We start from the raw sequence: 22,362 nt of genomic DNA, 5'->3' as shown, positions 1-22,362 counted from the left end.
CCGCACGGGTGAGGTGCCGCGGGCCCCTTGACCCGCGGGACGGTCCTCAGTCGCCGGTGGCGCCGTCGATCCGCTCACGGATGAGGTCCGCATGGCCGTTGTGGCGGGCGTACTCCTCGATCATGTGCAGGTAGATCCAGCGGAGGTTGAAGGTCTTCCCGGTGCGGTGCCTGCCCACCCCGAGGTCGTCGAGGCCGTGTCGGGCGGCCACGGTGCGCGCGTGGTCGATCTCGGCCTGCCAGGTGGCGTAGGCCTCCTCGTAGGTGTCCTCGTCCGTGACGTGGATGTCGCGGTCCCAGTCCTCCTCGTTGGCGTAGATCCAGCCCTGGTCCTCGCCGGTCAGCACACGGCGGAACCAGCCGCGCTCGACCTCGGCCATGTGCCGGACGAGACCCAGCAGGTTGAGGTCGGACGGCGGGGCGGAGAGCGTGCGCAGCTGGGCCTCGTCGAGCCCCTCGCACTTCCTCGCGAGGGTCACGCGATGGAAGTCGAGCCACTGCTCCAGCGCCTCGCGCTCGCCCGTGGTGGTGTCCGGGTCGACGCGGGGGACGGTTTCGATGCGTTCGGTGGTCATGCGCGGCATCGTCCCTCAAGATCAGCCGGCCCCGCCAGTGCTTTCGCGCCGTGCGCCCCGTCCACGGCACCCGCGGGGTCAGCGGAATCCGCGGGGTCAGCGGAATCCGCGGAGCCGGCGGATCGGCGGAAGCCCGGGGCCGGCAGCCTTCAGCCGGTGCCGAGCATGCCCCGCAGCAGCTCGTCGAAGCCGGTGCGCAGCTCTGCACGGCTGGGCACGGCGGCGTGGAAGGAACCCGCGGCGCAGGAGAACATCAGGCCCTCGCACCAGGCGACGAGCGAGAGTGCGTGCCGCTCGGGTGCCGGGGAGCCGGCCGCCGCCATCATCGCGATGACAGGGCCGTGGAAGGCGGAGCCGGCGGCGTCGAAGAAGGCGCGGAGTTCGGGACGACGGGTCGCTTCGAGGGCCAGTTCGTAGCGGGAGACGAGCAGCGCGCGGTGGTCCGTGAGGTATCGGTGCAGAGCGAGGGCGAGCGCGTCGGCGAGGGCCTCGGGGGTCGGGGGCGTACCCGAGCCGCCCTCGGCGTCCGGGCCGCCGCCGGGCAGCTCGTCCGGGGTGAGCACGCGTGCTTCCCAGTGGACCTGGCGGCGTACGGCCGTCTCCAGGAGCGCCTGGCGGGTGCGGGCGTGGTTGGAGGTCGACCCCTGCGGCAGACCGGCCCGTTCGTCCACGGCGCGGTGCGTCAGGCCCCGCATGCCGCGCTCGACGAGGAGGTCGAGGGCGGCGTCGCCGATCCGCTCGGCGCGCGAGGCGGCGGCGGGCATCGCTGCCGGAGGGGCCGGAGCGGCCGGAGGGGCCGACGGGGCCGATTGGGCAACGGAGGCCGGGGAGGTGACGGGCTCCTCGGCCGGGGCGGTCGATGCGCTCATGGGGACAACCTACTACCCGCCACTACCCGACTGACTACACCTGTAGTACGGTTCTGGCATCGGAGTCACTACATCTGTAGTCGGAGCTCAGGGGGCAGTCATGGAACAGCACCGCGCCGTCGTCGTCGGAGCCGGAATCGGCGGACTCACCGCCGCCGTCGCCCTCCACCGCGACGGCTGGCAGGTCACCGTCCTGGAGCGCGCCGCGGACCTCGCCCCCGTCGGGGCGGGTATCGGCCTCGCCCCCAACTCCCAGCGCGCCCTGGACGTCATCGGTCTCGGCGACCGCGTCCGCGAACTCGCCGCCTGGCAGGGCGACGGCGGCATGCGCGCCCCCGACGGCCGCTGGCTCGCCCGGACGAACGCCAAGGCCGCCGCCGCGCGCTTCGGCGGACCGCTCGTCCTCCTCCACCGCGCCACACTCGTCGAGATCCTCACCTCGGCCCTCCCCGAAGGCACCGTCCGCACCGGAGCGGCCGCCACGCTCGCCGACCCCGGCGACGACCACCGACCCGCCCGGCTGACCACCCCGGAGGGCGAGATCGAGGCCGAGCTCGTCGTCGCTGCCGACGGCATCCGGTCCGCGATCCGCCACGCGCTCTTCCCCGAGCACCCCGGAACCCGCTACGCCGGCTGCACCACCTGGCGCGTCGTCGTCCCCGCCCCCGCCCGCCCTTTCGCCCCGCACGAGACCTGGGGCGCCGGACGCCTCTGGGGCACCCAGCCCCTCAAGGACGGCCGGATCTACGCGTACGCCATGGCAGCCGCCCCCGCCGGCGGCCGCGCGCCCGACGACGAGAAGGCCGAACTGCTCCGCCTCTTCGGCGACTGGCACCACCCCGTCCCGGAGATCCTCGCCGCCGTCGACCCCGACCAGGTCCTGCGCCACGACGTCCACCACTTGCCCGACCCGCTGCCCGCCTTCCACCGGGGCCGGGTCGCGCTCCTCGGAGACGCCGCGCACGCGATGATGCCGAGCCTCGGCCAGGGCGGGAACCAGGCCATCGAGGACGCCGTGGTCCTCGCCCACCACGCCCGCTCCGCCGGCTTCGACCCCGGCCGTGCGCTCGGCGCCTACACCGCCGACCGCCTGCCGCGCACCACCGCCATCGTCCGCAAGGCCGCCCGCACCGGAGCCCTCACCCTGCTCTCCGCCCGGCCCGCCGTCGCCCTCCGCTCCGCGCTCGTCGGAGCGGTCTCCCGCTTCGGTCCGGGACTCGTCCTGCGGGGCTTCGACGGCATCGCCGACTGGCACCCGCCGGTGGCCCCGCCGTCCCGCGTAAGCTGACCAGCGCGAAAGGCCCGCGCGAGCAAGGCCGATGGCGGTAAGAGCGACACGCGCGACATGAGCGACACGTGCGGCACTCGCGACACGTGCGGCACTCGCGACACGAGCGACACGACAAGGGAGACCCCCCGTGAAGGTTGGCTGCATCGGACTCGGCGACATCGCGCAGAAGGCGTACCTGCCCGTCCTCGCCACCCTCCCCGGGGTCGAACTCCACCTCCAGACCCGCACCGCCGCGACCCTGGACCGGGTCGCCGAATCCCTCCACCTGCCCGCCGCGCAGCGCCACCGCGACCTCGACTCGCTGATCGCGGCAGGACTCGACGCGGCCTTCGTCCACGCGGCGACCGCCGCCCACGCCGAGATCGCCGGCCGGCTCCTCGAAGCCGGCGTCCCCACGTACGTCGACAAGCCCCTCGCCTACGAGTACGCGGACTCCGAGCGGCTCGTGGAGCTCGCCGAGAAGCGCTCGGTCAGTCTCTTCGTCGGCTTCAACCGACGCCTCGCGCCCTCCTACGCGCAGTGCGTCGAGCACCCGCGCGAGCTGATCCTGCTGCAGAAGAACCGGATCGGCCTGCCCGAGGACCCCCGTACCTTCGTCCTCGACGACTTCATCCACGTCGTCGACACCCTGCGCTTCCTCGCCCCCGGCGAGATCGAGCACGTCGACGTGCGCGCCCGGATCCGCGAGGGGCTCATGCACCACGTCGTGCTCCAGCTCTCCGGCGACGGATTCACCGCCATCGGCATGATGAACCGGCTGAACGGCTCGACCGAGGAGATCCTGGAGGTCTCGGGCCAGGACACCAAGCGCCAGGTCCTCAACCTCTCCGACGTCGTCGACCACAAGGGCCAGCCGACCGTGCGCAAGCGCGGCGACTGGGTGCCGGTGGCCCGCCAGCGCGGGATCGAGCAGGCCGTCCTGTACTTCCTCGACGCCGTGCGCGAGGGCCGGACGCTCAGCGCGCGCGACGCCCTGCTGACCCACGAGCTCTGCGAGCGCGTGGTGCGCGAGGCTCTGGTCCAGGCCTCCTGAGGGCGCCCGCGCCTGCGGCGGCGCACACGGCGCCCACCACGGCGATCGCCCCGTACAACGCCAAGTCGCCCCAGCGGACATAGCCCGTCGTCGCCGTCGAGAGCGGCAGCTCACGGACGGCGACGGCGCTCGCGTCCGTGCCGAGGACGGGACCGATCCGGCGGCCGTCGGGACCGTACACGGCACTGACCCCGGTGAGCGTCGCGTGCACGACCGGCCGGCCCGTCTCCGCCGCCCGCAGAGCCGCCAGGGACGCGTGCTGGGCGGGCGCCCAGCTGTCCTGGAAGGTGCTGGTCGCCGACTGGACGACCAGGAGCCCGGCGCCGTCCCGGACGAGGCGCCGGCTCATGTCGGGGAAGGCCGACTCGAAGCAGATGAGCGGCCCGACCCGCAGCCCTGCGGCACCCGTTCCGGCCGGCAGCGTCATCACGACCGGTGCGCCGCCCCGCCGCCGGTCCTCCTCGGCAGCCTTCCCGAACGAGGTCACCCAGCCCAGGGTGCCGCGTGCCGGCACGTACTCGCCGAACGGCACGAGCCGCATCTTGTCGTACCGCTCGCGGGTGAGCCCCGCGGGACCGACCAGGACGGCGGTCTTGAAGATGCCAGGGCGGTCGGCCCCCCGGGCGTCCACGTTCACCAGGAGCGGTGCGTCGACGACCCGCGCCAGCTCGGTGAGCCGGGCCGCGAGCTCGGGCCGCCCGGCCGGATCGGAGCCGATGCCGCTCTCACCCCAGACCACCAGATCGACCCGCTGCCCCGCGAGCGAGCGCGTCAGCTCCTCGGCGCGGTCGAACCGCCGCTCGGCCCCGTCCGGACCGCCGAAGACCCCCGGCTGTACGAGGGCCACCCGCACCGTCCCCCGCTCGCGCGGCGCCCCGACGCCCCAGGCCGCCGCACCGGCCACGAGCGCGCAGGCGGCGAGCCCCGCGATCCCGACGGCACGCAGCCCCGGCACCGCGACGAGCAGGGCCACGGCCGTGTTCGTCGCCACCACGAGCAGGGACACCAGCCACACCCCGCCGACCGAGGCGAGCCGCAGCGCCGCCGGCACCTCCCACTGGCTCGCGCCGAGCAGCCCCCACGGCCCGCCGAAGCCTTCCCAGGACCGGACCAGCTCGATCAGCAGCCAGCCGGAGGGCACCGCGAGCAGGGCGGCGGCGGCCCGGGCCGGTGACGGCACACCACCGAGCAGAGAGCGCACGAGCAAACCCCACGGCAGCCACAGCAGACCGAGCAGCGCGGCGAGCGGCAGAAGGAAGACGTGCAGGCTGGGCAGCAGCCAGTGGTGGACGGCGAGGACGAAGCCGGCCCCGCCCAGCCAGCCGTCCAGTGCGGCGCGGCGCGCCCCCGGAGCCGTACGGATGAGGAGCAGCCACGGGACGAGCGACAGGTACGCCCACCACCAGAGGCCGGGCGCGGGAAAGGCGAGCGCGGGCAGCGCGCCGCAGCCGACGGCGAGCAGGGAACGGCCGAGCCCGCGCCGACGCGCGGCCCGGTCGTCCCGGTCCCGTTTCACGAACGGCATGCGCATGGCGGCCTCCCGCCCTCGCCTCAAGTGTCGGACGTGACCGGCCTCCGCGCGGCACGGCGGCCCCGTGGCGGCCGGCCGAGCCGGGGCCCGCCGGGTCAGAGCCGGCGCCACCGCTCGTCGACGACGACCGAGGAGAGCCGCCAGCCGTCGCCGGTGCGCACGGCCGCGAAGGCGTAGCGGCCGCCGCACACGAAGTCCTCGCCGGTGGCGAAGCGCATCGGGTTCACGTAGTCGGCGCGGACGTCCGCGCCGTCCCCGGACTCCTGGTAGCCGCCCGCCTCACGGAAGAGGACCCGCCGGTTCACTATGAGGTGCTGGCGTACGGGGAAGAGGGTGAGGGTCTCGGCGAGCCAGTCGGCGACCTCGGCCGCCGGGCCCTCGATCCCGCCCGAGCCGCGGTAGTCGGCCCGGCCGTCGGGGGTGAACAGGGCCCGGTAGGCGGTCCAGTCGGCGTCGTCCACGGCCGCCGCGTACCCGGTGATGAGGTCGTCGATGGCGAGCCGGTCCATCACGGTCGCGAGGTCCACGCGCTGCGTCATCGGTTCAGTCTCGGGCAGCGGGGTCCCGAGGCCAAGGGTCGTGCGGGCGGTGAGTTCCCGGGGGCCGTCATGACGTCGTCATGGCACCGTCATACTGTCCGGATGCGCGTGAACATAGATCCCGAACTGACCGACCGGACGTCCTTCTACCGGTTGCTCACCGCCACCGTCGTGCCCCGGCCGATCGCCTGGGTCTCGACGTCCTCGGCGGACGGGACGGACAACCTGGCCCCGCACTCCTTCTTCACGATCGCCTCGGTCACTCCGCCGGTCGTGCAGTTCACGTCGGTGGGCCGCAAGGACTCCCTGCGGAACGTGGAGGAGACGGGGGAGTTCGTGGTCAACCTCGCCCCCGAAGGGCTCTTCGAGCAGATCAACGCCACGGCGACCGACTTCCCGCGCGGAGTGAGCGAGTTCGACGCCTCCGGCGTCGAGCGGGAGCAGAGCCTGCGTGTGAAGCCGCCGCGCGTCGCACAGTCACCGGTGGCGCTGGAGTGCGTGCTGCACAGCACGGTGCGGATCGGCGACTCGACGGTCGTCTTCGGTCGGGTCGTGCACGCGGCGGTCGACGAGTCGGTCATGGTCGACGGCCACCCCGAGATGTCCCTGATGCGCCCGCTGACCCGCCTCGGCAAGAACGAGTGGGGCACCCTGGGCGGCATCAAGGAGATCGCCAGGGTGCCCTACCAGGCCTGAAGGCCGGCCCGCGGACGACCAGGGGTGAGGGTCAGCCCGCGGACTCGCCCGCGTGCGGGCTGAGGACGTCCGTGCCGATCAGGATGAACAGCAGGATGCCCAGCAGGATGCGGTAGATCACGAAGGGCATGAAGCTCTTGGTGGTGATGAACTTCATGAACCACGCGATCACGGCGTAACCGACGGCGAAGGCGATGATCGTGGCGAAGATCGTCGGGCCCCAGGAGACGTGCCCTTCTCCCGCGTCCTTCAGCTCGTACGCGCCGGAGGCGAGGACCGCCGGGATCGCGAGCAGGAACGAGTAGCGGGCGGCGGCCTCGCGGGTGTAGCCCATGAGCAGGCCGCCGGAGATCGTCGCTCCCGAGCGGGAGACGCCCGGGATCAGCGCCATCGCCTGGCAGAGGCCGAAGATCAGGCCGTCCTTCACGCTGAGTTCCTTGAGCGTCTTGCGCTCGCGGACGACCCGGTGCCGGCCGCCGGCCTCGTCCCGCGCGGCCAGCCGGTCGGCGATGCCGAGGACGATGCCCATGACGATCAGGGTGGTCGCGATCAGTCGCAGGTCGCGGAAGGGGCCCTCGATCTGGTCCTTGAGCGTGATGCCCAGGACGCCGATCGGGATCGAGCCGACGATGACCAGCCAGCCCATCTGGGCGTCGTGGTCGGAGCGCATCGACTTGTCGGTGAGGGAGCGGAACCAGGCCGAGACGATCCGCGCGATGTCCTTGCGGAAGTAGATCAGGACGGCGGTCTCCGTGCCGATCTGGGTGATCGCGGTGAAGGCCGCGCCCGGGTCCTCCCAGCCGGCGAAGGCCGCGGTCAGCCGGAGGTGCGCGCTGGAGGAGATGGGAAGGAACTCCGTCAGCCCCTGTACGAGTCCGAGGATGAACGATTCGAACCAACTCATGGGGCTAGGGCCGTCCCGTTATGTACGTGTGCGGTCAGAAGGTCGAGCGCAGCGTACCGCCCCAAGATGACGTGTTCGTGCTGAGGCCCGTGACGCTCCTGTGACCAGGCCTCATGAGGCTTCGTCGGGCCCCGAGGGGCCCGCGGTCGTCCATCCCGGCGACCGGACGTGGTGGCTGAGGCTCCGCCGGTCGGCCTCGCCGCCGCAGTGGGCGCAGATGACGCGGGGGCTGAGGATCTCGCCGCAGTCGTGTTCCAGGACGACGGGGCGGTCGTTCGCGTTGAGGTGGCGGTCGCCCCAGGCCATCAGGGTCAGGAGCACCGGCTGGAGCTCCTCGCCGGCGGCCGTCGCCCGGTACTCGAAGCGCTGAGGGCGCTCGCTGTACGGCACCTTCTCCAGGATCCCGGCCTCGACGAGCCGCTTGAGGCGGGCGGTGAGGATGTCGCGCGGGGCGCCGGTGTTGCGCGCGATCCGGTCGAAGCGGTGCACGCCGAGGGAGACCTCGCGGAGCACGAGGAGTGCGTACTTCTCGCCGACGAGCGCGAGCGTGTCGGCGATCGAGCAGGGGCGGGGGGCGGCCTTCATGGGGTCAGCCTAGGGCAGGGCCGAGCAAGAGGGTTTGAAAATCCAACTCACTGGGATACGTTACCGACGAGTGTTGGTCCAGTTTTCCAACTCAGGAGTTGGTCATGCGCGACGCCGTCATCGTCGAAGCCGTCCGTACACCGATGGGAAGGGGCAAGGCCGGGGGAGCCCTGTCCGACGTCCACCCCGTCGCCCTCCTCTCCCACACCCTGCGCGCCCTGATCGAACGCAGCGGCATCGATCCCGCCCTCGTCGACGACGTGATCGGCGGAACGGTCGACCAGGTCGGCGAGCAGGCCATGAACACCACCCGCTACGCCTGGCTCGGCGCCGGCTTCCCCGAGTCCGTGCCCGCCACCACCGTCGACCGGCAGTGCGGCTCCTCCCAGCAGGCCGTCCACTTCGCCGCCCAGGGCGTCCTCTCGGGGGCGTACGACATCGCCGTCGCCTGCGGGGTCGAGTCCATGAGCCGGGTCCCCATGTGGTCGAACGTGCCGCCCGGCGCCGACCCCTTCGGCCCCGGCGTCGCCGAGCGCTATCCCGAAGGACTCGTCCCGCAGGGCGTCAGCGCCGAGCTCATCGCCGCCAAGTGGTCGATCGGCCGCGAGGCCATGGACGAGTTCGCCGCCGGATCGCACACCAGGGCGGCCCGCGCCTGGGAGGCCGGACTCTTCGACGCCGAGACCGTCCCGTACGAGGGTGTCCGCCGCGACGAGTCGGTCCGCCCGGCCACCACCCCCGAGATCCTCGCGGGACTCCGGCCCGCCTTCGAGGACCCCGGCTTCGCCGCCCGCTTCCCGCAGATCGACTGGTCCGTGACCGCCGGCAACAGCAGCCCCGTCAACGACGGCGCGTCCGCCGTCCTCGTCATGGCCGCCGACACCGCCCGGAGCCTCGGCCTGCGCCCCCTCGCCCGGCTGCACGGCTTCGCCGTCACCGGCTCCGACCCGCTCCTGATGCTCACCGGCGTCATCCCGGCCACCGAGAAGGTCCTGCGCCGCGCCGGCCTCTCCCTCGCCGACATCGACCTCTTCGAGATCAACGAGGCCTTCGCGAGCGTCGTGCTCGCCTGGCAGCAGGAGACCGGAGCCGACCCGGCCAGGGTCAACGTCCACGGCGGGGCCATCGCGCTCGGGCATCCGCTCGGCGCCAGCGGCACGCGCATCGCGACGACCCTGGTGCACGCCCTGCGGGCCCGGGGCGCCCGCTACGGCCTCCAGGCGATGTGCGAGGCGGGCGGTCTCGCCAACGCGATGATCGTCGAGGCGCTCTGAGCGGCGGACGGCCAGGGCCCGAGCCTAAAGAGCAGGCCCTGGGCCGTCAGGCCGTGCCGACCGGCTCCCGCTCCTGCGCGGGAGCCGGGTCAGGGGCCGCGGCCGGCGACCCGGACGCGGCTCGCAGCGCGTGGCGCTTGCGCCAGGCCACCACCGCCGCGCCGAGACCCGACAGGACGATGAACCCCGCGGAGAAGAGGAAGGCCGGCGACCCCGGCGAACCGGCCTGGGCGCCCGCGATCACGTACGCCGCCGTGTTCGGCACCGTCCCGATCGCCGTCGCCAGGAGGAACGGCACGTACCTCATCCGGGAGACCGCCGCGCAGTAGTTGGCCGCCGCGAACGGAACGCCCGGGAAGAGCCGGATCGCCAGCATCGAGCGGAAGCCGTGCCGGCTCAGCTGCCCGTCCGCCGCCGTCAGCCACCGGCCCCGGACGAACGGCCGCAGCGCGTCCTGCCCCAGGAACCGGCCGAGGGTGAAGGCGATCCCGGCGCCGAGCACCGTCCCCGCCACCGCCGCCGTCAGACCGGCCGCTGATCCGAACAGCGCCCCCGCGGCCAGATTGAGCACCGGGCGCGGAACGAAGGCCGCCGTGCACACGCCGTACGCGAGGCCGAAGAGCAGGACCGCGTCCGTACCGCTCGTCTGCGGCGGCCAGCCCGAGGCCAGCAGTCGCTGGGGCTCGTACAGCAGCACGAGGCCCGCCGCGGAGACCAGCAGCAGAGCGAGGATCGAGAGCCGCGAACGGGGCGCGAGCAGAGCCTGGGAACAGCGGACTGCGAAGGAGCCCGGCGGCCGGGGCACGGGAGCGAGCATTCGGGGAGAGTAGCGGACGGGTCCGTATGATCGCCGTAATGTGCGTCATGTCCGTCCGGGCGGAGCCCCGGGCCGTGCCGTGACCGAGAGGCCCCCATGACCGAGACCGCGCCGACCGACGACGTCCCCGGCAGCGCCCTCGCCGACACCGTCCTGGAACGGCTCACGACCCTCTACCCGGCGGCCGGGAACCCCTTCCGGGCCCAGGAGATGGTCGCGTACATGAAGGGCGTCGCCCCCTTCCTCGGCGTGCGGACCCCCGAGCGCCGCGCCCTGTCCCGCACGGTTCTCGACGGCACCCCCCACCCCGACGAGGACGACTGCGTCGCGATCGCCCTGCGCTGCTTCGCCCTGCCGGAGCGCGAGTACCACTACTTCGCCGTCGACTACCTCCGCCGCCATGTGAAGCGCTGCTCCTCCGGCTTCCTGCCCGTCGCCCGCCGTCTCGTCACCACCGTCTCGTGGTGGGACACCGTCGACCACCTCGCCGCCCACGTCGTCGGCGGCCTCGTCGCGGCCGACCCGGCCCTCGCGGCCCGGATGGACGAGTGGATCGAGGACGAGGACCTGTGGGTGGCGCGCACCGCGCTCCTCCACCAGCTCCGCTACAAGGACGCGACCGACGCCGACCGGCTCTTCGCCTACTGCCTGCGCCGCGCAGCCCACCCCGACTTCTTCGTCCGCAAGGCGATCGGCTGGAGCCTGCGCGAGTACGGCAAGACCGCCCCCGGCGAGGTCCGGGCCTTCGTCACGGCGAACACCTCTCTCCTCTCGCCGCTCTCCGTACGCGAGGCCCTGAAGAACCTCTGACGTCCCGCCGGGCTCCGGCCGTCCCGGCCCGCCCCGTCCGCGGTCGACGTCTGCCGCCCCGGCACAATGAGAGCGTGAACGAGCACATCCCCGTCATCCGCGAGGTCGACCAGGGCACCGCGCGCCTCATGCCCGACGTGGACCGGGAGCGGGCCTGGCTCCTGACCGTCGACGGCGCGCCCCAGTCGTACGTCGACCTCGACGATCCGGCGTACCTGGAGTTCGAGTACGCGCGCAGACTCGCCCATGTCGTCGACGGCGCCGCCGACGAGGGCGCACCGCTGGACGTCCTTCACCTGGGCGGCGGGGCGCTCTCCCTGCCCCGGTACGTCTGTGTCACCCGGCCCGGCTCGCGCCAGGACGTCGTGGAGGCGGACCGGGGGCTGCTCGCCCTCGTCGCCGAGCACCTGCCGCTGCCCGAGGGATCGGGGGTCGCCGTGCACGGCGCCGACGCCCGGCGCTGGCTGGAGACGGCGCCGGACGCCTCGGCCGACCTGATCGTCGGCGACGTCTTCGGCGGCTCGCGGGTGCCCGCGCACCTCACGTCGACCGAGTACGCCCGCGAGGTCCGCCGCGTCCTGCGGCCCGGCGGGCTCTACGCGGCCAACCTGGCCGACGGCGCGCCCTTCGCCTTCCTCCGCTCCCAGCTCGCGACCTTCGCCGCCGTCTTCCCCGAGCTGGCCCTCGTCGCCGAGCCGGCCGTGTTGCGCGGCCGCCGCTTCGGGAACGCGGTGCTGGTCGCCTCCGCCCGGGAGATCGACATCGCCCATCTCGCCCGGCGGGCCGCAGCGGACGCCTTCCCCGCGCGCGTGGAGCACGGGGCGACGCTCGACCGGTTCACCGGCGACGCGGAACCGGTCCTGGACGCCGGGGCCGTACCGTCACCCGTCCCGCCCGAGGGCGCCTTCGGCGTCGGCTGAGGGGGCCGTCGCGGGAGCCGGTGCGGGAGCGAGTGCCTTCTCCGGAGCCGGAGCCGGAGCCGGAGCCGGAGCCGGAGCCGGAGCCGGCGTCTTCACCGCGGCCGGCGCCTTGACCGCGACCTCCTTGGAGTGCGAACGACGGGTCAGGTTCCGCACGTCCGGCACCAACAGGACCAGTGCGGTGACGAAGACCATCAGCGCCGCCGCGCCCCACAGGGCCTCGCTCCGGCCGAACGCGCTCTCGGCCGGGCCCGCGAGCGCCGTGGACAGCGGCAGCAGGGCGGTGGAGCCGAACCAGTCGTAGGCGGACACCCGGGAGAGCTTCTCCTCCGGGATCTCCTGGTGCAGGGCCGTCATCCACGAGACGCCGAAGACCTCGATCGCCACGCCGCTGACGAACATGGCGGCCGTGAGCCCCACCGCGTCCAGCGGGACGGCGAGCGCCGCCGAGGGCAGCGCGATCGGGAAGACGCAGAGCGTCCCGACGAACAGCAGCCGGCGCGGCTTCCACCGGGTCATCAGGAGGGCTCCGGCGAGGGTCCCCACCCCGTACGCGGCGAGCGCGATGCCCCAGGGGCGGGCGCCGCCCAACTCGTCCCGGGCGACGAGCGGCCCGAAGACCGCCTCGACCGCCCCGATCAGGCCCACGACCACCGAGAACTGGGCGACGATCGACCACAGCCACGGCCGGCCGACGAACTCGTCCCAGCCCTCGCGCAGATCGGCGAAGAGCCCGCCGCCAGGGGCCCGCTCGGGAGTGCCGCTCACATCGAGGAAGGCCCGCAGCCCGCCCGCGACGGCGAAGGCGAGCGCGTCGATCGCGAGGACCCAGCCGGGCCCGACGAAGGCGACCAGTGCCCCGCCCAGCGCGGCGCCGCCGACTCCGGCGCCGTGCATGGCCATCCGGTAGACGGCGAAGGCCCGGCCGGCCTGCTCCCCGGTGACGCTGGTCAGGAGCATGCCCTCGGCGGCCGGGTTGAAGAAGGCCTGCCCGGCGCCGCACAGGGCGGTGAGCAGCATCATGTGCCAGATCTGCGCCCCGCCCGAGAGCACGAGGACGGCGAAGACGGCCTGCGAGACGCAGTTGAGGGCGTTGGCCGCGACCATCACCCGGTGGCGCGGTATCCGGTCCGCCACCGCGCCGCCTATGAGCAGGAAGAGGACGAGCGGCAGGAAGCGGGCCATCGCGACGAGTCCCACGTCGCCCGCGCTGCCCCCGCTCTCGAAGACCGCCCACGTGGTGGCGATCAGCGCGCCGTGCGCGCCGAGGTTGGTCACCACCGTCGCGGCCGTGAGCAGGACGTAGTTGCGGCCCGCCCACTCGGGCCGGCGGGAGGCGGAGGGGGCGCGGCGGGGGGAGGCGGCGGGTTTCGTCACCCCGGGACTATCCCTGCCGCCTCCCCTTCCTGCCAAACCGGTATCCGGACGGTGGGGAACGCCGTGCGGCGCTCCCTCACCGGCCGGGTCAGGACGCGGAGGTCAGCCTGACCGTGGAGAGGATCTTCTTCATGGTGGCGTCCGGCAGCTCGTCCTTGACGCCGTCGGCGCCGTAGAGCACCCAGGACGCGAAGTCGCCCTTGGCGTTCTTGAAGGTGAACGCGATCGACTTGCCGTCCGACTCGCACTTGTTGCGCTTCTTCACGCCCGGCGCCGTGGCCGTCGCCATGCTGCCGGTGAGCCCGGACGCCGTCGTGTACGGGACGGGCTTGCTGATCTTGACGGTGTTTTTGGGCATGTGCTGCGCGTAGGCGCCCCACACCCACGAGCCGGCCTCGCCGCGGGCGGCCTCGGTCGTGCTCTTCGCGCCCTGGCCGCCCTTGGTGCCGGCGGCGCTCAGCGACCAGTTCGACGCGGTGCCGTTCTTGTCGGTGTCGTAGCTGCACCACTTGCTCTTCAGGACGCTGGGGCTCGACATCGTCATGAGCGGCAGGCCGTCGTTCTTCTTCTCGTCAGGGAAGGAGAGAGACGACCCCGGCTTCAGCACCTCCCACTCGGGCGGTACGTCGAACAGGGTGCCGTACTTCGGATTGTGGACGACCTTCCAGCCGGGGATCGTCGGCTGCTGGGCCGCGCCGTCCCGCGGGTTGTCGAGCGGCGGCGCGGAGGGCTCGGCGGCCTCGGACGGAGCTCCGGAGGGCGGCGCCGAGACGGAAGGTGTCTTGCCGTCGGCGACCGGCTTCTCGTCGTCCTCCTTGGAGAGCACCAGGAAGCCGGTCACGCCGGCCGCGACGACCACGGCGGTCGCGGCGACGATCGCCACGAGCGTCGACTTCTTCCTGCCGCCGCCCGGGCCGGGCGCCCCGGGCTGCCCCGGACCCGTTCCCTGCCCCGGGACCGCGTACTGCGCCACGGTCGGCTGCTGGTACGGGTTCGGCTGCTGGTACCCCGGCTGCTGGGGGTAGCCCTGCTGGCCGTACCCCTGCTGCTGCGGGTAGCCCGGCTGAGCGGGCTGCTGCGGATACCCGGGCTGCGTCGGCTGCTGCGGGTAACCGGGCTGGGCCGGCGGCTGCTGATACGGGTTCGGCTGCTGGTACCCCGACTGCTGGTAGGGGTTCTGACTCTGGTCCTGCGGGTTCTGCTCGCCCCCGGGCGGCTGCTGTCCTGGCCACATGGCCAGTAACGATAGAGGTGCGGCGGCGGAGGGGCCACGAGAGGGATGGCCAAGGCTGCTACCGGTGGGTAACATCACGGCCATGAGCGCAGACCAGATGACCGTCGGCGAGATGCTCGCCGCCACGGTCCCCATGGCCGGAACCCTCAACCTGGAGTTCCTGGAGACCACCGCCGAGCGCGCCGTCGTGCGCCTGCCGGACCAGCCCGCCTACCACAACCACGTCGGCGGCCCGCACGCCGGAGCGATGTTCACCCTGGCCGAGTCCGCCAGTGGCGCCATCGTGCTCGCCGCCTTCGGCGACCAGCTGACCCGCGCCGTGCCGCTCGCCGTCAGCGCCGAGATCGGCTACAAGAAGCTGGCCATGGGCGTCGTCACCGCCACCGCGACCCTGGGCCGCCCCGTGGCCGAGGTCGTCGCCGAACTCGACGCCGGACAGCGGCCGGAGTTCCCGGTGCGGATCGACATCACCCGCGAGGACGGCGCCGTGACCGGCGAGATGACGGTCCTCTGGACGCTGCGCCCCCACAACCCGGCGAAGTGAGCGGAGCGGCGGGGGCGCGTCCCTCGCCGCCCTGCCGGCCGTCGACCGGGCGGCTCCCGAGGTCAGGGGCCGTCGCCGTCCTCAACGGGCCGCGGTGACCGGGGACTTCACTCCGCCGCCCCGGATGTGAGCAGGCGAAGGGCGTCGGCGGCCGCCGGGGACAGCATGGAGTCCCGGAGGTCCGCCAGGGGGATCCAGGTCGCCGCGTCGGTCGAACCGTCGACCTCGACCACGGCCGGCGCCCCCGCCCCGAGGCCGACCGCGTAGAAGAGCCCGGTGAGGTGCCAGCTCACGCCGCCCCGCCGGACCGCGTACGTCCGCGCGTCGAGCAGCCGGGCCGTGGTGAGTTCGAGTCCGGTCTCCTCCCGGAGCTCGCGGGCCAGGGCCTCCACCGGCTGCTCGCCCGGGTCGATCCCGCCGCCCGGCAGGTGCCACGACCCCGGATCGAAGATCGGAGACGCCTCCGACAGGCGAGCCAGCAACATCCGGCCGTCCTCCACCGCGACGGCATACGCGGAGACTCGAGTCCGCGCGTGATCCTCCATGGTCCCCGCTCCTCCCACATGAACTGCCTGAGGCGAGGACTCTAGGGCACGCCAAGATCGACTTCTGTCCTCCTGGGGCGGCGCACGGCACGGCCGGCTCCTCGGCACGGGGCGCCGGACCGTCCGCGTCGGCTCCTCCTCGGCCGACCCCGGCCCATCCTCCGGGTCGAGGTCCGCCCCTCCCGACCGGGTAGGCTGCCCCGGCGTGCCCGACGCGGTGCACGCCGGGCGGCCGACACGGGAGGAACCGCGTTGCACGTGCAGGAATGGCTGGAGACGATCCCGCCGGTAGCGATCTACGCGCTGGTGGGCGTGGTGATCGGGCTGGAGAGCCTGGGCATCCCGCTGCCCGGTGAGATCGTGCTCGTGAGCTCGGCGCTGCTCGCCTCGCAGCACGGCGACATCAACCCGTACGTACTCGGCGCCTGCGCCACGGCCGGCGCGATCATCGGCGACTCGATCGGCTACGCCATCGGCCGCAGGGGTGGCAGACCGCTCCTCGCCTGGCTGGGCAACAAGTTCCCGAAACACTTCAGCGAGGCGAACATCGCGCTCGCCGAGCGCTCCTTCCAGAAGTGGGGCATGTGGGCCGTCTTCTTCGGCCGCTTCATCGCCCTGCTGCGTATCTTCGCCGGGCCCCTCGCGGGCGTCCTGCACATGCCGTACTGGAAGTTCCTCATCGCCAACGTCTTCGGCGGCATCCTCTGGGCCGGCGGCACCACGGCCGTCATCTACTCGGTCGGCATCGTCGCCGAGGCCTGGCTCAAGCGCTTCTCCTGGCTGGGGCTCGTCCTCGCCGTGCTGATCGGCGTCGCCTCGATGCTGATCATCAAGAACCGCGCCAAGAAGGCGGCGGCGGAGCGGCCGGAGGCCGTGGAGCCGGAGCCGGTCACCGTCGGGGACTGAGATCCACAGGACCACGGACAGGAGGGCGGCACCCGCGCGGGTGCCGCCCTCCTGTCCGTGTCCGAACCGTACGGTCAGTCCTCGAAGGCCGCCGCGTGGCTCTTGGCGAGCTCCAGGTAGACCTCGGCGTTCAGCTTGATGCCCGCCTTCTCCTCCTCGGTGAGCGGGCGGCGGACCTTCGCCGGGACGCCGGCGACCAGCGAACCCGGCGGCACCTGCATGCCCTGCGGGACGAGGGCCTGGGCGGCCACCAGCGAACCCGCGCCGATCCTGGCCCCGTTGAGGACCGTCGAGCCCATGCCGACGAGGACGTCGTCCTCGATCACGCAGCCGTGCACGGTCGCGTTGTGGCCGACGGTCACCCGGGCCCCGATCGAGACGGGGAAACCGGGGTCGACGTGGACCGTGGAGTTGTCCTGGATGTTGGTGTCCTCGCCGATCGCGATGGGACCGCAGTCCGCCCGCAGCACGGTGTGGTACCAGATGTTGGCGCGGGCGCCGAGGGTCACCTCGCCCAGCACCACCGAGGTCGGGGCCGTGAACGCGGTCGGGTCGATCTGCGGCTCCTTACCGCCCACACCCTTGATCAACGCCTCTGCCATGGTTCGCTCCTGATCGTTCAGCCGTCGTGTCACGCCCGGGGGTGGCCCCCGGCCGCACCCTATGCGGTGCTCATGACCGACATCACAGCGCACCGCACTGATCAGGCACGACGGCGCCGACTACCGTGGCCGGGTGCCCAGGAACAGAAACACGTTCTCATCCCTCGCCGCCTGGCGGCGCAAGGCCGTCGCCGCTGCCGTGCAGGGCGCCTGGCGCTGGGCGCAGCAGGCCGGTTCCGTCACCGCCGAGCATCCGGGGAAGCTGCGCTTCCGCCGCCTCGGCGCGGGGACCCGGCTCGCCTTCCCGCAGGGCACGGTCTTCGGCGAGCCGTGGATCGAGATCGGCGAGTGCTGCATCATCGCCGAACAGGTCACCCTCACGGCGGGGATGCTGCCGGGCCTCGACCTCGGCACGGAGACGGTCCTGACCCTCGGCGACGGGGTCGTCCTCGGGCGCGGCAGCCACGTCATCGCCGACACGACGGTGACCATCGGCTCGGACACCTACTGCGGGCCGTACGTCTACATCACCTCGACCAACCACAGCTACGACGACCCCGACGAGCCCATCGGCCGCCAGTGGCCCCGCTCGGAGCCGGTCTCCATCGGGCCCGGCTGCTGGCTCGGCACGGGAGCGGTGATCCTGCCCGGCGCCCGCATCGGCAGGAACGTGGTCGTCGCCGCGGGTGCGGTCGTACGCGGCGAGGTGCCGGACCACTCGGTGGTGGCCGGCGCCCCGGCCAGGGTCGTCCGCAGCTGGGACCCGGAGAAGGGCTGGCAGCCGCCGCTGCGCACTCCGGCCCCGAAACCGATCCCGGAGCACGTGACCTCGGAGCAGCTCGCGGCGCTCGCGGCCTGGGAGGTCGAACAGGCGGGCACGTCCTCGTAGGTCGTGGCCCGCTCCGCGGGACGTCAGGCCGCTGCCAGCAGGACCGTGCCGCCGAGCGCGAGGGCCGCGCCGGCCGCCTGCACCGGGCGGAGCCGTTCCCTGAGGACCGCGAACGCGGCCAGGGCCGTGATCACCGGGTAGAGGCTGGCGAGGACCGCCGCGACGACGACCGGTCCCTGCTGGGCGGCGATCGCGTACGTCCCGTTGGCCGCGACGTCCGCGAGGCCGACGAAGGCGAGGGCGGGGAGGGCCGCGCGGATGACGGCGGGGCCGCCCTCGGGGAGGGCCCGGCCGCCCCGGCGCACGGAGACGTACAGAGCGCCGCCGCCCACCAGGACGTTGGTGACGCGCTGGACGAGCAGGGCGAGGAAGAGGCCGGTGACGGTGGTGGACGACTCCGCGATGAGGGCCATCACCGAGCCGAAGCCGAAGGCCGCGAAGAGGGTGAGCAGGACCGCCTGGCGCTGCACGGGCGCGCCGCGCAGTTCGGGGCCGCCCGCGAGGGTCACGCCGGCGATCGCCACGACGACGCCCGCGAGCTGGAGGAGCCCGGGGCGGTCGCCGAGGGCCAGGCCGACCGACACGGGGACGACGACGCCGAGCGAACCGAGCGGCGAGACCACGCCCATGGGGCCGAGGGCCAGTGCCTTGTAGAAGGCGAGCATGGCCGCCGGGCCGACGACGCCGGCCCCGACCGCGTACCAGAGCTGGGGGCCCGCCTCGGTCCAGGCCCCGGTCGCCAGGACGAGGGTGCCGAGGACGAGGACCGCGAGGGTCTGGGAGACCACGACGACCGTGAGGGCCGGGATCCGGCGGGTGAGCAGTCCGCCGCCGAAGTCGGCGAGGCCCCAGAGCAGCGCGGTGGCCAGGGCGAACAGGGCGGTCATGGATCCTCGCAGTCGCGTACGGCAGCACGCAGTACAGTGCAGTGAACAGTCGGGTACACCCCACCGTAGTTCAGTGCATTGAACTCTGTCATCCAGAATATTGGACGGAATGTGTCGGACCTCGATCAGCTCACGCAGTCGCTCGCCCGGAACCTGAAGCGCTGGCGCAAGGAGCGGGGGTTCACCCTGGACGCGCTCGCCGCCCGGGCCGGAGTCAGCCGGGGCATGATCATCCAGATTGAGCAGGCCAGGACCAACCCCAGCGTCGGCACGACCGTGAAGCTGGCGGACGCCCTCGGCGTCTCCATCACCACCCTCCTCGACTACGAGCAGGGCCCCCAGGTCCGCCTGGTCCCGCCGGACCAGGCCGTCCGCATGTGGTCCACCGCCACCGGCAGCCACACCACCCTCCTGGTCGGCACCGAGGCCCGCGGGCCCCTGGAGCTCTGGTCCTGGACGCTCATGCCGGGCGAGGGCAGCGACTCGGACCCGCACCCGGACGGCACCACCGAGCTCCTGCACGTCTCCGCCGGCGTCCTCACCCTCGTCGTCGACGAGGTGGAGCACTCCCTGCCGGCCGGCACGTCCGCGGTCTTCGAGGCCAACGTGGCGCACACCTACCGCAACGACGGCGACGAGACGGTCGAGATGACGATGGCCGTCTCCATCCCGCCCGCACGCTGAGACGGACGTCCACGCCCCGGGAGCGGGTTGTTAGCGTGACAGGCATGCGCGCACCCATCGGAGACTTCGACAACGCCCGCCCCGCCGCCGACTGCCTCGACGAGCTGACCGGCCCCGTCGCCGCCGCCGTCCGCGCCTGGAGCGGCCCCGTACCCGCCGACCAGCTCGTGTACGTGGACACCGACCCGGACGTCGCCGACACCGCCGTCTTCCTGGAGCACTACGGGCCCGCGCTGCTCGACGAGTCCGCCAACTGCGTGGTCGTCGCGGGCAAGCGCGGCGAGACGACGACCCTGGCCGCCTGCCTCGTGAAGTCGGCGACCCGTGTCGACGTCAACGGGGTCGTGCGCAAGCACCTCGGCGCCCGCAAGGCCTCCTTCGCACCCATGGACACCGCGACCGGCGAGACCGGCATGGAGTACGGCGGCATCACCCCCGTCGGCCTCCCCGCCGACTGGGCCCTCCTCGTGGACGCCGCCGTCGTGGACACCGAGTGGGTCCTCGTCGGCAGCGGCCGCCGGCGCGGCAAGCTGATCATGCCGGGGAAGGCCTTCGCCCAACTCCCCGGCGCGGTCGTCCTGGAGGGCCTCGGCGTCCCGGTCGCCTGAGGCGGACCGTGGGCCCGCGCGGACCCTGCGAGGCGCGGGTCCCGTGCGGCCCGTCGTGGTCCTGCGAGGCCCGGGTCCCCGCGGCCCGTCTCGGTCTTACGGCCCCGGGGTCCGCGCGACCCGTCGTGGCCTCACGGGACCCGTGCCCGCGCGGGTCCCGTTCAGGCGAGGCGGGGCAGCTCTATCGCGGGGCAGCGGTCCATGACCATGTCCAGGCCCGCCTCGCGGGTCCGGTCGAACGCGGCCTCGTCGACCACGTCCAGCTGGAACCAGACCGCCTTGGCGCCGATCGCGACCGCCTGGTCGGCGACCGCGCCCGCCTGCTCGCTGTTCACGAACACGTCCACGACGTCGACCGGGAACGGGATGTCGGCGAGGGAGGCGTAGCCCTGCTCGCCGTGGACCGTCTCGGCCTTCGGGTGCACGGGGACGATCCGCTTGCCGTACTGCTGGAGCAGCGCAGCCACTCCGTACGCGGCCCGGCGCTGGTTCGACGACAGGCCGACGACCGCCCACGTGTCGCCGCTCTGGGTGAGGATCCGGCGGATGGTCTCCGGGTTGCCGTGCACGCATGCCTCCTGAGGGCCGTGACTCGACGGCGCCGGGCCGGCGCCGTCACCGTGTCCAACAGGCGCGGTCGCGAGGCGATTCCCGCTGCCGCCCGAGAGTCGGCAGCGGCGCCGAACGGCCTGATCGGGCTGATAGTCGGCGTCGTCCGGCTCGGCCTCGCCGTCCCCCATCAGCTCCCCCAGGCGAGACGCTCCTCCTCGCGCGGGGCCTCGACCAGGGCCGGGCCGCCCGGGCCGAAGGTCATCACAGGGCGGGCCGGGCCCCATCGACGCCAGCCCGGGTTGCCGGTCTTCGCGAACGCCACCCAGGCGGCGTGCATGGCCGTGGCCAGGTCGCGGGGAGCGTTCGGGCCCGTCAGCATGCGCGTCTCCGGCGCGTCGAGCGTGTCGAAGACGAAGCCGAGTTCGAGCGCGTGGCAGGCGCGGAGGCCGAGGACGGGGGAGGGCCATCCGAACTCGTACAGGTAGGTCGCGGCGGCCCTTCCGGAGTTCAGCCGGAAGTCCGCCAGCAGGTTCAGCGGGACCCGCAGTATCCAGTCCGTCGCGATCGCGCCCAGGACCTCACCCGGCTTCTCCTGCCGCCGGCGAGCCCGATACACCTTCGCCGTGTGGGGGGCTATCCGTCCCTTCCGGAGCAGGAGCCGCTGAACCAGCGGACCCACCCGGTCGGCGTGGCCGTCCGGGACGAACCACAGCCGGTACTCGTCCGTGTTCGTGCCCATCAGCAGCTCCACCTCCGCCGAGGCGCCGTCCGCGAGCGCGTCCCCCGGGTCCTCCAGCAGGACCTCGCCGTCCACGGCGAGGTGGAACTGGTTGCCGCTGATGAGGGGCGATCCCTTGCCCGTCACCGCTGTCTGCGCCGCGAGCAGCCGCTCCCGGTCCACACCGGCGAACGCCTCCGCCGTCGCCGGCACCCTGAGCCGCGCGGCGATCGCCTCCGTGGTCTTCCGGGCGAAGCCGATCGACTTGGCGGTCGGTGCGCCGCTCTGCAGCACGGCACGCCGGAACAGCCCCTTCGCGAGCGGCGAGGCCAGCAGGGCGCCGATGGAGATCGCACCGGCGGACTCGCCGAACACGGTGACCCGCTCCGGGTCCCCTCCGAAGGCCGCGATGTTCTCCCGTACCCAGGTCAGCGCGGCGATCTGGTCGCGCAGACCGAGATTGGCGGGCGCGTCGGGGAAGACTCCGAACCCTTCGATGCCGAGGCGGTAGTTGATCGACACGAGGACGACGCCGTCCCGCGCGAAGGCGGTGCCGTCGTAGACGGGGACCGCCGAGGAGCCGTGGACCAGCGACCCGCCGTGGATCCAGACCATGACGGCGCGCCCGCCGCCGGGGGCGCCCCCGTCACCGGGGCCGGTGGCCGGCCAGGGGGCCCAGACGTTGAGGTTCAGGCAGTCGTCCCCCGGCACCTCGGGGTCGGGGAGCAGTGCGGCGAGCGGCGGGGCGTACGGGCGCTTGGGCGCCGTCGGCCCGAAGGCGGTGGCCTCCCGGATCCCGTCCCAGGACTCCGCCGGCTCCGGCACGCGGAACCGCAACTCCCCGACGGGGGCCTGCGCGTAGGGGATGCCGAGGAAGGACGCCACACCGTCCTTCAGGGAACCCCGCAGGACGCCGTTCCTCGTACGGACCCCGGGACCGTCCTGGACGTGGTCCGCGACGTACTCCGACATC

24 protein-coding genes and 1 pseudogene are annotated in these 22,362 nt (G+C 73.2%); 11 read left to right on the top strand and 14 right to left on the bottom strand.

Annotated features, from left to right (window positions below; genetic code table 11):
- Nucleotides 1-46 precede the first annotated feature (46 nt).
- Nucleotides 47-574: a DinB family protein gene (locus tag IE124_RS32295; protein ID WP_189513269.1), complete on the bottom strand. Its 528-nt coding sequence runs from the start codon at nt 572-574 to the stop codon at nt 47-49.
- A 149-nt stretch (nt 575-723) separates the two neighbouring features.
- Nucleotides 724-1,338: a TetR/AcrR family transcriptional regulator gene (locus IE124_RS32290; RefSeq protein ID WP_189513304.1), complete on the bottom strand. Its 615-nt coding sequence runs from the start codon at nt 1,336-1,338 to the stop codon at nt 724-726.
- A gap of 205 nt (nt 1,339-1,543) precedes the next feature.
- On the opposite strand from IE124_RS32290, the gene IE124_RS32285 reads away from it, so the two are divergent.
- Together IE124_RS32285 and IE124_RS32280 are read left to right on the top strand one after the other, a co-directional pair.
- Nucleotides 1,544-2,731: an FAD-dependent monooxygenase gene (locus IE124_RS32285; protein WP_189513267.1), complete on the top strand. Its 1,188-nt coding sequence runs from the start codon at nt 1,544-1,546 to the stop codon at nt 2,729-2,731.
- A 130-nt stretch (nt 2,732-2,861) separates the two neighbouring features.
- Nucleotides 2,862-3,767 (top strand): Gfo/Idh/MocA family protein, encoded by a 906-nt coding sequence (locus IE124_RS32280; protein ID WP_189513265.1) that lies wholly within the window; start codon nt 2,862-2,864, stop codon nt 3,765-3,767.
- Here IE124_RS32280 and lnt read toward each other — a convergent pair.
- Both lnt and IE124_RS32270 read right to left on the bottom strand, forming a co-directional pair.
- Nucleotides 3,691-5,298 carry an apolipoprotein N-acyltransferase gene (gene lnt / locus IE124_RS32275; RefSeq protein WP_189513263.1) on the bottom strand — a complete coding sequence of 536 codons (1,608 nt, stop codon included), beginning with the start codon at nt 5,296-5,298 and terminating at the stop codon, nt 3,691-3,693. The two genes, IE124_RS32280 and lnt, sit on opposite strands and share 77 nt — an antisense overlap.
- Nucleotides 5,299-5,393: 95 nt before the next feature.
- Nucleotides 5,394-5,837: a nuclear transport factor 2 family protein gene (locus tag IE124_RS32270; protein WP_189513261.1), complete on the bottom strand. Its 444-nt coding sequence runs from the start codon at nt 5,835-5,837 to the stop codon at nt 5,394-5,396.
- A gap of 102 nt (nt 5,838-5,939) precedes the next feature.
- On the opposite strand from IE124_RS32270, the gene IE124_RS32265 reads away from it, so the two are divergent.
- The gene (locus tag IE124_RS32265) at nt 5,940-6,533 is read left to right on the top strand and encodes a flavin reductase family protein (protein ID WP_189513258.1); all 594 of its coding nucleotides are present in this window, start codon (nt 5,940-5,942) and stop codon (nt 6,531-6,533) included.
- Nucleotides 6,534-6,564: 31 nt separating this feature from the next.
- Here IE124_RS32265 and IE124_RS32260 read toward each other — a convergent pair whose 3' ends face one another.
- Together IE124_RS32260 and IE124_RS32255 are read right to left on the bottom strand one after the other, a co-directional pair.
- Nucleotides 6,565-7,437, bottom strand: a complete 873-nt coding sequence (locus tag IE124_RS32260) for an undecaprenyl-diphosphate phosphatase (protein ID WP_189513256.1) — start codon at nt 7,435-7,437, stop codon at nt 6,565-6,567.
- A gap of 111 nt (nt 7,438-7,548) precedes the next feature.
- Complete coding sequence (locus tag IE124_RS32255) at nt 7,549-8,022, bottom strand: winged helix-turn-helix transcriptional regulator (RefSeq protein WP_189513254.1); 474 nt, start codon at nt 8,020-8,022, stop codon at nt 7,549-7,551.
- 104 nt (nt 8,023-8,126) lie between these two features.
- Between IE124_RS32255 and IE124_RS32250 the strand changes: the two genes are divergently transcribed.
- A complete protein-coding gene (locus tag IE124_RS32250; RefSeq protein WP_189513252.1) occupies nt 8,127-9,296 on the top strand; it encodes a thiolase family protein in 1,170 nt (389 codons plus the stop codon).
- Between the two features lie 46 nt (nt 9,297-9,342).
- Here the strand turns inward: IE124_RS32250 and IE124_RS32245 are convergent, their stop codons facing one another.
- The gene (locus IE124_RS32245) at nt 9,343-10,113 is read right to left on the bottom strand and encodes a TVP38/TMEM64 family protein (protein ID WP_189513250.1); all 771 of its coding nucleotides are present in this window, start codon (nt 10,111-10,113) and stop codon (nt 9,343-9,345) included.
- 96 nt (nt 10,114-10,209) lie between these two features.
- Here IE124_RS32245 and IE124_RS32240 point away from each other — a divergent pair, with 96 nt between their 5' ends.
- Together IE124_RS32240 and IE124_RS32235 are read left to right on the top strand one after the other, a co-directional pair.
- On the top strand, nt 10,210-10,923 hold the full coding sequence (locus IE124_RS32240) for a DNA alkylation repair protein (protein WP_189513248.1): 714 nt from the start codon (nt 10,210-10,212) through the stop codon (nt 10,921-10,923).
- A 74-nt stretch (nt 10,924-10,997) separates the two neighbouring features.
- Nucleotides 10,998-11,843 (top strand): spermidine synthase, encoded by an 846-nt coding sequence (locus tag IE124_RS32235; protein WP_189513246.1) that lies wholly within the window; start codon nt 10,998-11,000, stop codon nt 11,841-11,843.
- Here IE124_RS32235 and IE124_RS32230 read toward each other — a convergent pair.
- Entirely contained in the window at nt 11,805-13,220 is a 1,416-nt protein-coding gene (locus IE124_RS32230) for an MFS transporter (RefSeq protein WP_189513244.1), read from the bottom strand. The two genes, IE124_RS32235 and IE124_RS32230, sit on opposite strands and share 39 nt — an antisense overlap.
- Nucleotides 13,221-13,308: 88 nt before the next feature.
- Nucleotides 13,309-14,454: a DUF8017 domain-containing protein gene (locus IE124_RS32225; RefSeq protein WP_189513242.1), complete on the bottom strand. Its 1,146-nt coding sequence runs from the start codon at nt 14,452-14,454 to the stop codon at nt 13,309-13,311.
- Nucleotides 14,455-14,536: 82 nt separating this feature from the next.
- Between IE124_RS32225 and IE124_RS32220 the strand changes: the two genes are divergently transcribed.
- Complete coding sequence (locus IE124_RS32220; RefSeq protein WP_223835315.1) at nt 14,537-14,998, top strand: DUF4442 domain-containing protein; 462 nt, start codon at nt 14,537-14,539, stop codon at nt 14,996-14,998.
- A gap of 107 nt (nt 14,999-15,105) precedes the next feature.
- On the opposite strand, the gene IE124_RS32215 is transcribed toward IE124_RS32220, so the two are convergent.
- The gene (locus IE124_RS32215; protein ID WP_189513240.1) at nt 15,106-15,543 is read right to left on the bottom strand and encodes an NUDIX domain-containing protein; all 438 of its coding nucleotides are present in this window, start codon (nt 15,541-15,543) and stop codon (nt 15,106-15,108) included.
- A gap of 252 nt (nt 15,544-15,795) precedes the next feature.
- On the opposite strand from IE124_RS32215, the gene IE124_RS32210 reads away from it, so the two are divergent.
- A complete protein-coding gene (locus IE124_RS32210) occupies nt 15,796-16,449 on the top strand; it encodes a DedA family protein (RefSeq protein WP_189513238.1) in 654 nt (217 codons plus the stop codon).
- Between the two features lie 74 nt (nt 16,450-16,523).
- On the opposite strand, the gene IE124_RS32205 is transcribed toward IE124_RS32210, so the two are convergent.
- The gene (locus IE124_RS32205; RefSeq protein WP_189513236.1) at nt 16,524-17,051 is read right to left on the bottom strand and encodes a gamma carbonic anhydrase family protein; all 528 of its coding nucleotides are present in this window, start codon (nt 17,049-17,051) and stop codon (nt 16,524-16,526) included.
- A 133-nt stretch (nt 17,052-17,184) separates the two neighbouring features.
- On the opposite strand from IE124_RS32205, the gene IE124_RS32200 reads away from it, so the two are divergent.
- A complete protein-coding gene (locus tag IE124_RS32200) occupies nt 17,185-17,940 on the top strand; it encodes an acyltransferase (protein WP_189513234.1) in 756 nt (251 codons plus the stop codon).
- Nucleotides 17,941-17,963: 23 nt separating this feature from the next.
- Here IE124_RS32200 and IE124_RS32195 read toward each other — a convergent pair whose 3' ends face one another.
- On the bottom strand, nt 17,964-18,827 hold the full coding sequence (locus tag IE124_RS32195; RefSeq protein WP_189513232.1) for a DMT family transporter: 864 nt from the start codon (nt 18,825-18,827) through the stop codon (nt 17,964-17,966).
- Between the two features lie 111 nt (nt 18,828-18,938).
- Between IE124_RS32195 and IE124_RS32190 the strand changes: the two genes are divergently transcribed.
- Together IE124_RS32190 and IE124_RS32185 are read left to right on the top strand one after the other, a co-directional pair.
- Nucleotides 18,939-19,511: a helix-turn-helix domain-containing protein gene (locus tag IE124_RS32190; RefSeq protein WP_189513229.1), complete on the top strand. Its 573-nt coding sequence runs from the start codon at nt 18,939-18,941 to the stop codon at nt 19,509-19,511.
- Between the two features lie 44 nt (nt 19,512-19,555).
- On the top strand, nt 19,556-20,119 hold the full coding sequence (locus IE124_RS32185; RefSeq protein ID WP_189513228.1) for a YbaK/EbsC family protein: 564 nt from the start codon (nt 19,556-19,558) through the stop codon (nt 20,117-20,119).
- A 161-nt stretch (nt 20,120-20,280) separates the two neighbouring features.
- Here the strand turns inward: IE124_RS32185 and IE124_RS32180 are convergent, their stop codons facing one another.
- Together IE124_RS32180 and IE124_RS32175 are read right to left on the bottom strand one after the other, a co-directional pair.
- Nucleotides 20,281-20,688 (bottom strand): CoA-binding protein, encoded by a 408-nt coding sequence (locus IE124_RS32180; protein ID WP_189513226.1) that lies wholly within the window; start codon nt 20,686-20,688, stop codon nt 20,281-20,283.
- A gap of 176 nt (nt 20,689-20,864) precedes the next feature.
- Nucleotides 20,865-22,361, bottom strand: a pseudogene (locus IE124_RS32175) (carboxylesterase/lipase family protein); the annotation flags it as partial.
- Between the last annotated feature and the right edge of the window lies 1 nt (nt 22,362).

The sequence above is a fragment of the Streptomyces narbonensis genome (genome assembly GCF_014649015.1).
GTDB classification, from domain to species: domain Bacteria; phylum Actinomycetota; class Actinomycetes; order Streptomycetales; family Streptomycetaceae; genus Streptomyces; species Streptomyces narbonensis.
Note: the sequence above shows the minus strand (reverse complement) of the source record. Positions and strands in the feature narration are given on the sequence as shown.

Excerpts from the sequence above, each read along its gene's own strand:
- IE124_RS32225 (WP_189513242.1), bottom strand. The coding sequence starts at position 14,454 with ATGTGGCCAGGACAGCAGCCGCCCGGGGGCGAGCAGAACCCGCAGGAC.
- IE124_RS32245 (WP_189513250.1), bottom strand. The coding sequence starts at position 10,113 with ATGCTCGCTCCCGTGCCCCGGCCGCCGGGCTCCTTCGCAGTCCGCTGT.
- IE124_RS32255 (WP_189513254.1), bottom strand. The coding sequence starts at position 8,022 with ATGAAGGCCGCCCCCCGCCCCTGCTCGATCGCCGACACGCTCGCGCTC.
- IE124_RS32215 (WP_189513240.1), bottom strand. The coding sequence starts at position 15,543 with ATGGAGGATCACGCGCGGACTCGAGTCTCCGCGTATGCCGTCGCGGTG.
- IE124_RS32205 (WP_189513236.1), bottom strand. The coding sequence starts at position 17,051 with ATGGCAGAGGCGTTGATCAAGGGTGTGGGCGGTAAGGAGCCGCAGATC.
- IE124_RS32270 (WP_189513261.1), bottom strand. The coding sequence starts at position 5,837 with ATGACGCAGCGCGTGGACCTCGCGACCGTGATGGACCGGCTCGCCATC.
- IE124_RS32260 (WP_189513256.1), bottom strand. The coding sequence starts at position 7,437 with ATGAGTTGGTTCGAATCGTTCATCCTCGGACTCGTACAGGGGCTGACG.
- IE124_RS32220 (WP_223835315.1), top strand. The coding sequence starts at position 14,537 with ATGAGCGCAGACCAGATGACCGTCGGCGAGATGCTCGCCGCCACGGTC.
- IE124_RS32285 (WP_189513267.1), top strand. The coding sequence starts at position 1,544 with ATGGAACAGCACCGCGCCGTCGTCGTCGGAGCCGGAATCGGCGGACTC.
- IE124_RS32195 (WP_189513232.1), bottom strand. The coding sequence starts at position 18,827 with ATGACCGCCCTGTTCGCCCTGGCCACCGCGCTGCTCTGGGGCCTCGCC.
- IE124_RS32295 (WP_189513269.1), bottom strand. The coding sequence starts at position 574 with ATGACCACCGAACGCATCGAAACCGTCCCCCGCGTCGACCCGGACACC.
- IE124_RS32265 (WP_189513258.1), top strand. The coding sequence starts at position 5,940 with ATGCGCGTGAACATAGATCCCGAACTGACCGACCGGACGTCCTTCTAC.
- IE124_RS32185 (WP_189513228.1), top strand. The coding sequence starts at position 19,556 with ATGCGCGCACCCATCGGAGACTTCGACAACGCCCGCCCCGCCGCCGAC.
- IE124_RS32250 (WP_189513252.1), top strand. The coding sequence starts at position 8,127 with ATGCGCGACGCCGTCATCGTCGAAGCCGTCCGTACACCGATGGGAAGG.
- IE124_RS32240 (WP_189513248.1), top strand. The coding sequence starts at position 10,210 with ATGACCGAGACCGCGCCGACCGACGACGTCCCCGGCAGCGCCCTCGCC.
- lnt (WP_189513263.1), bottom strand. The coding sequence starts at position 5,298 with ATGCGCATGCCGTTCGTGAAACGGGACCGGGACGACCGGGCCGCGCGT.
- IE124_RS32290 (WP_189513304.1), bottom strand. The coding sequence starts at position 1,338 with ATGCCCGCCGCCGCCTCGCGCGCCGAGCGGATCGGCGACGCCGCCCTC.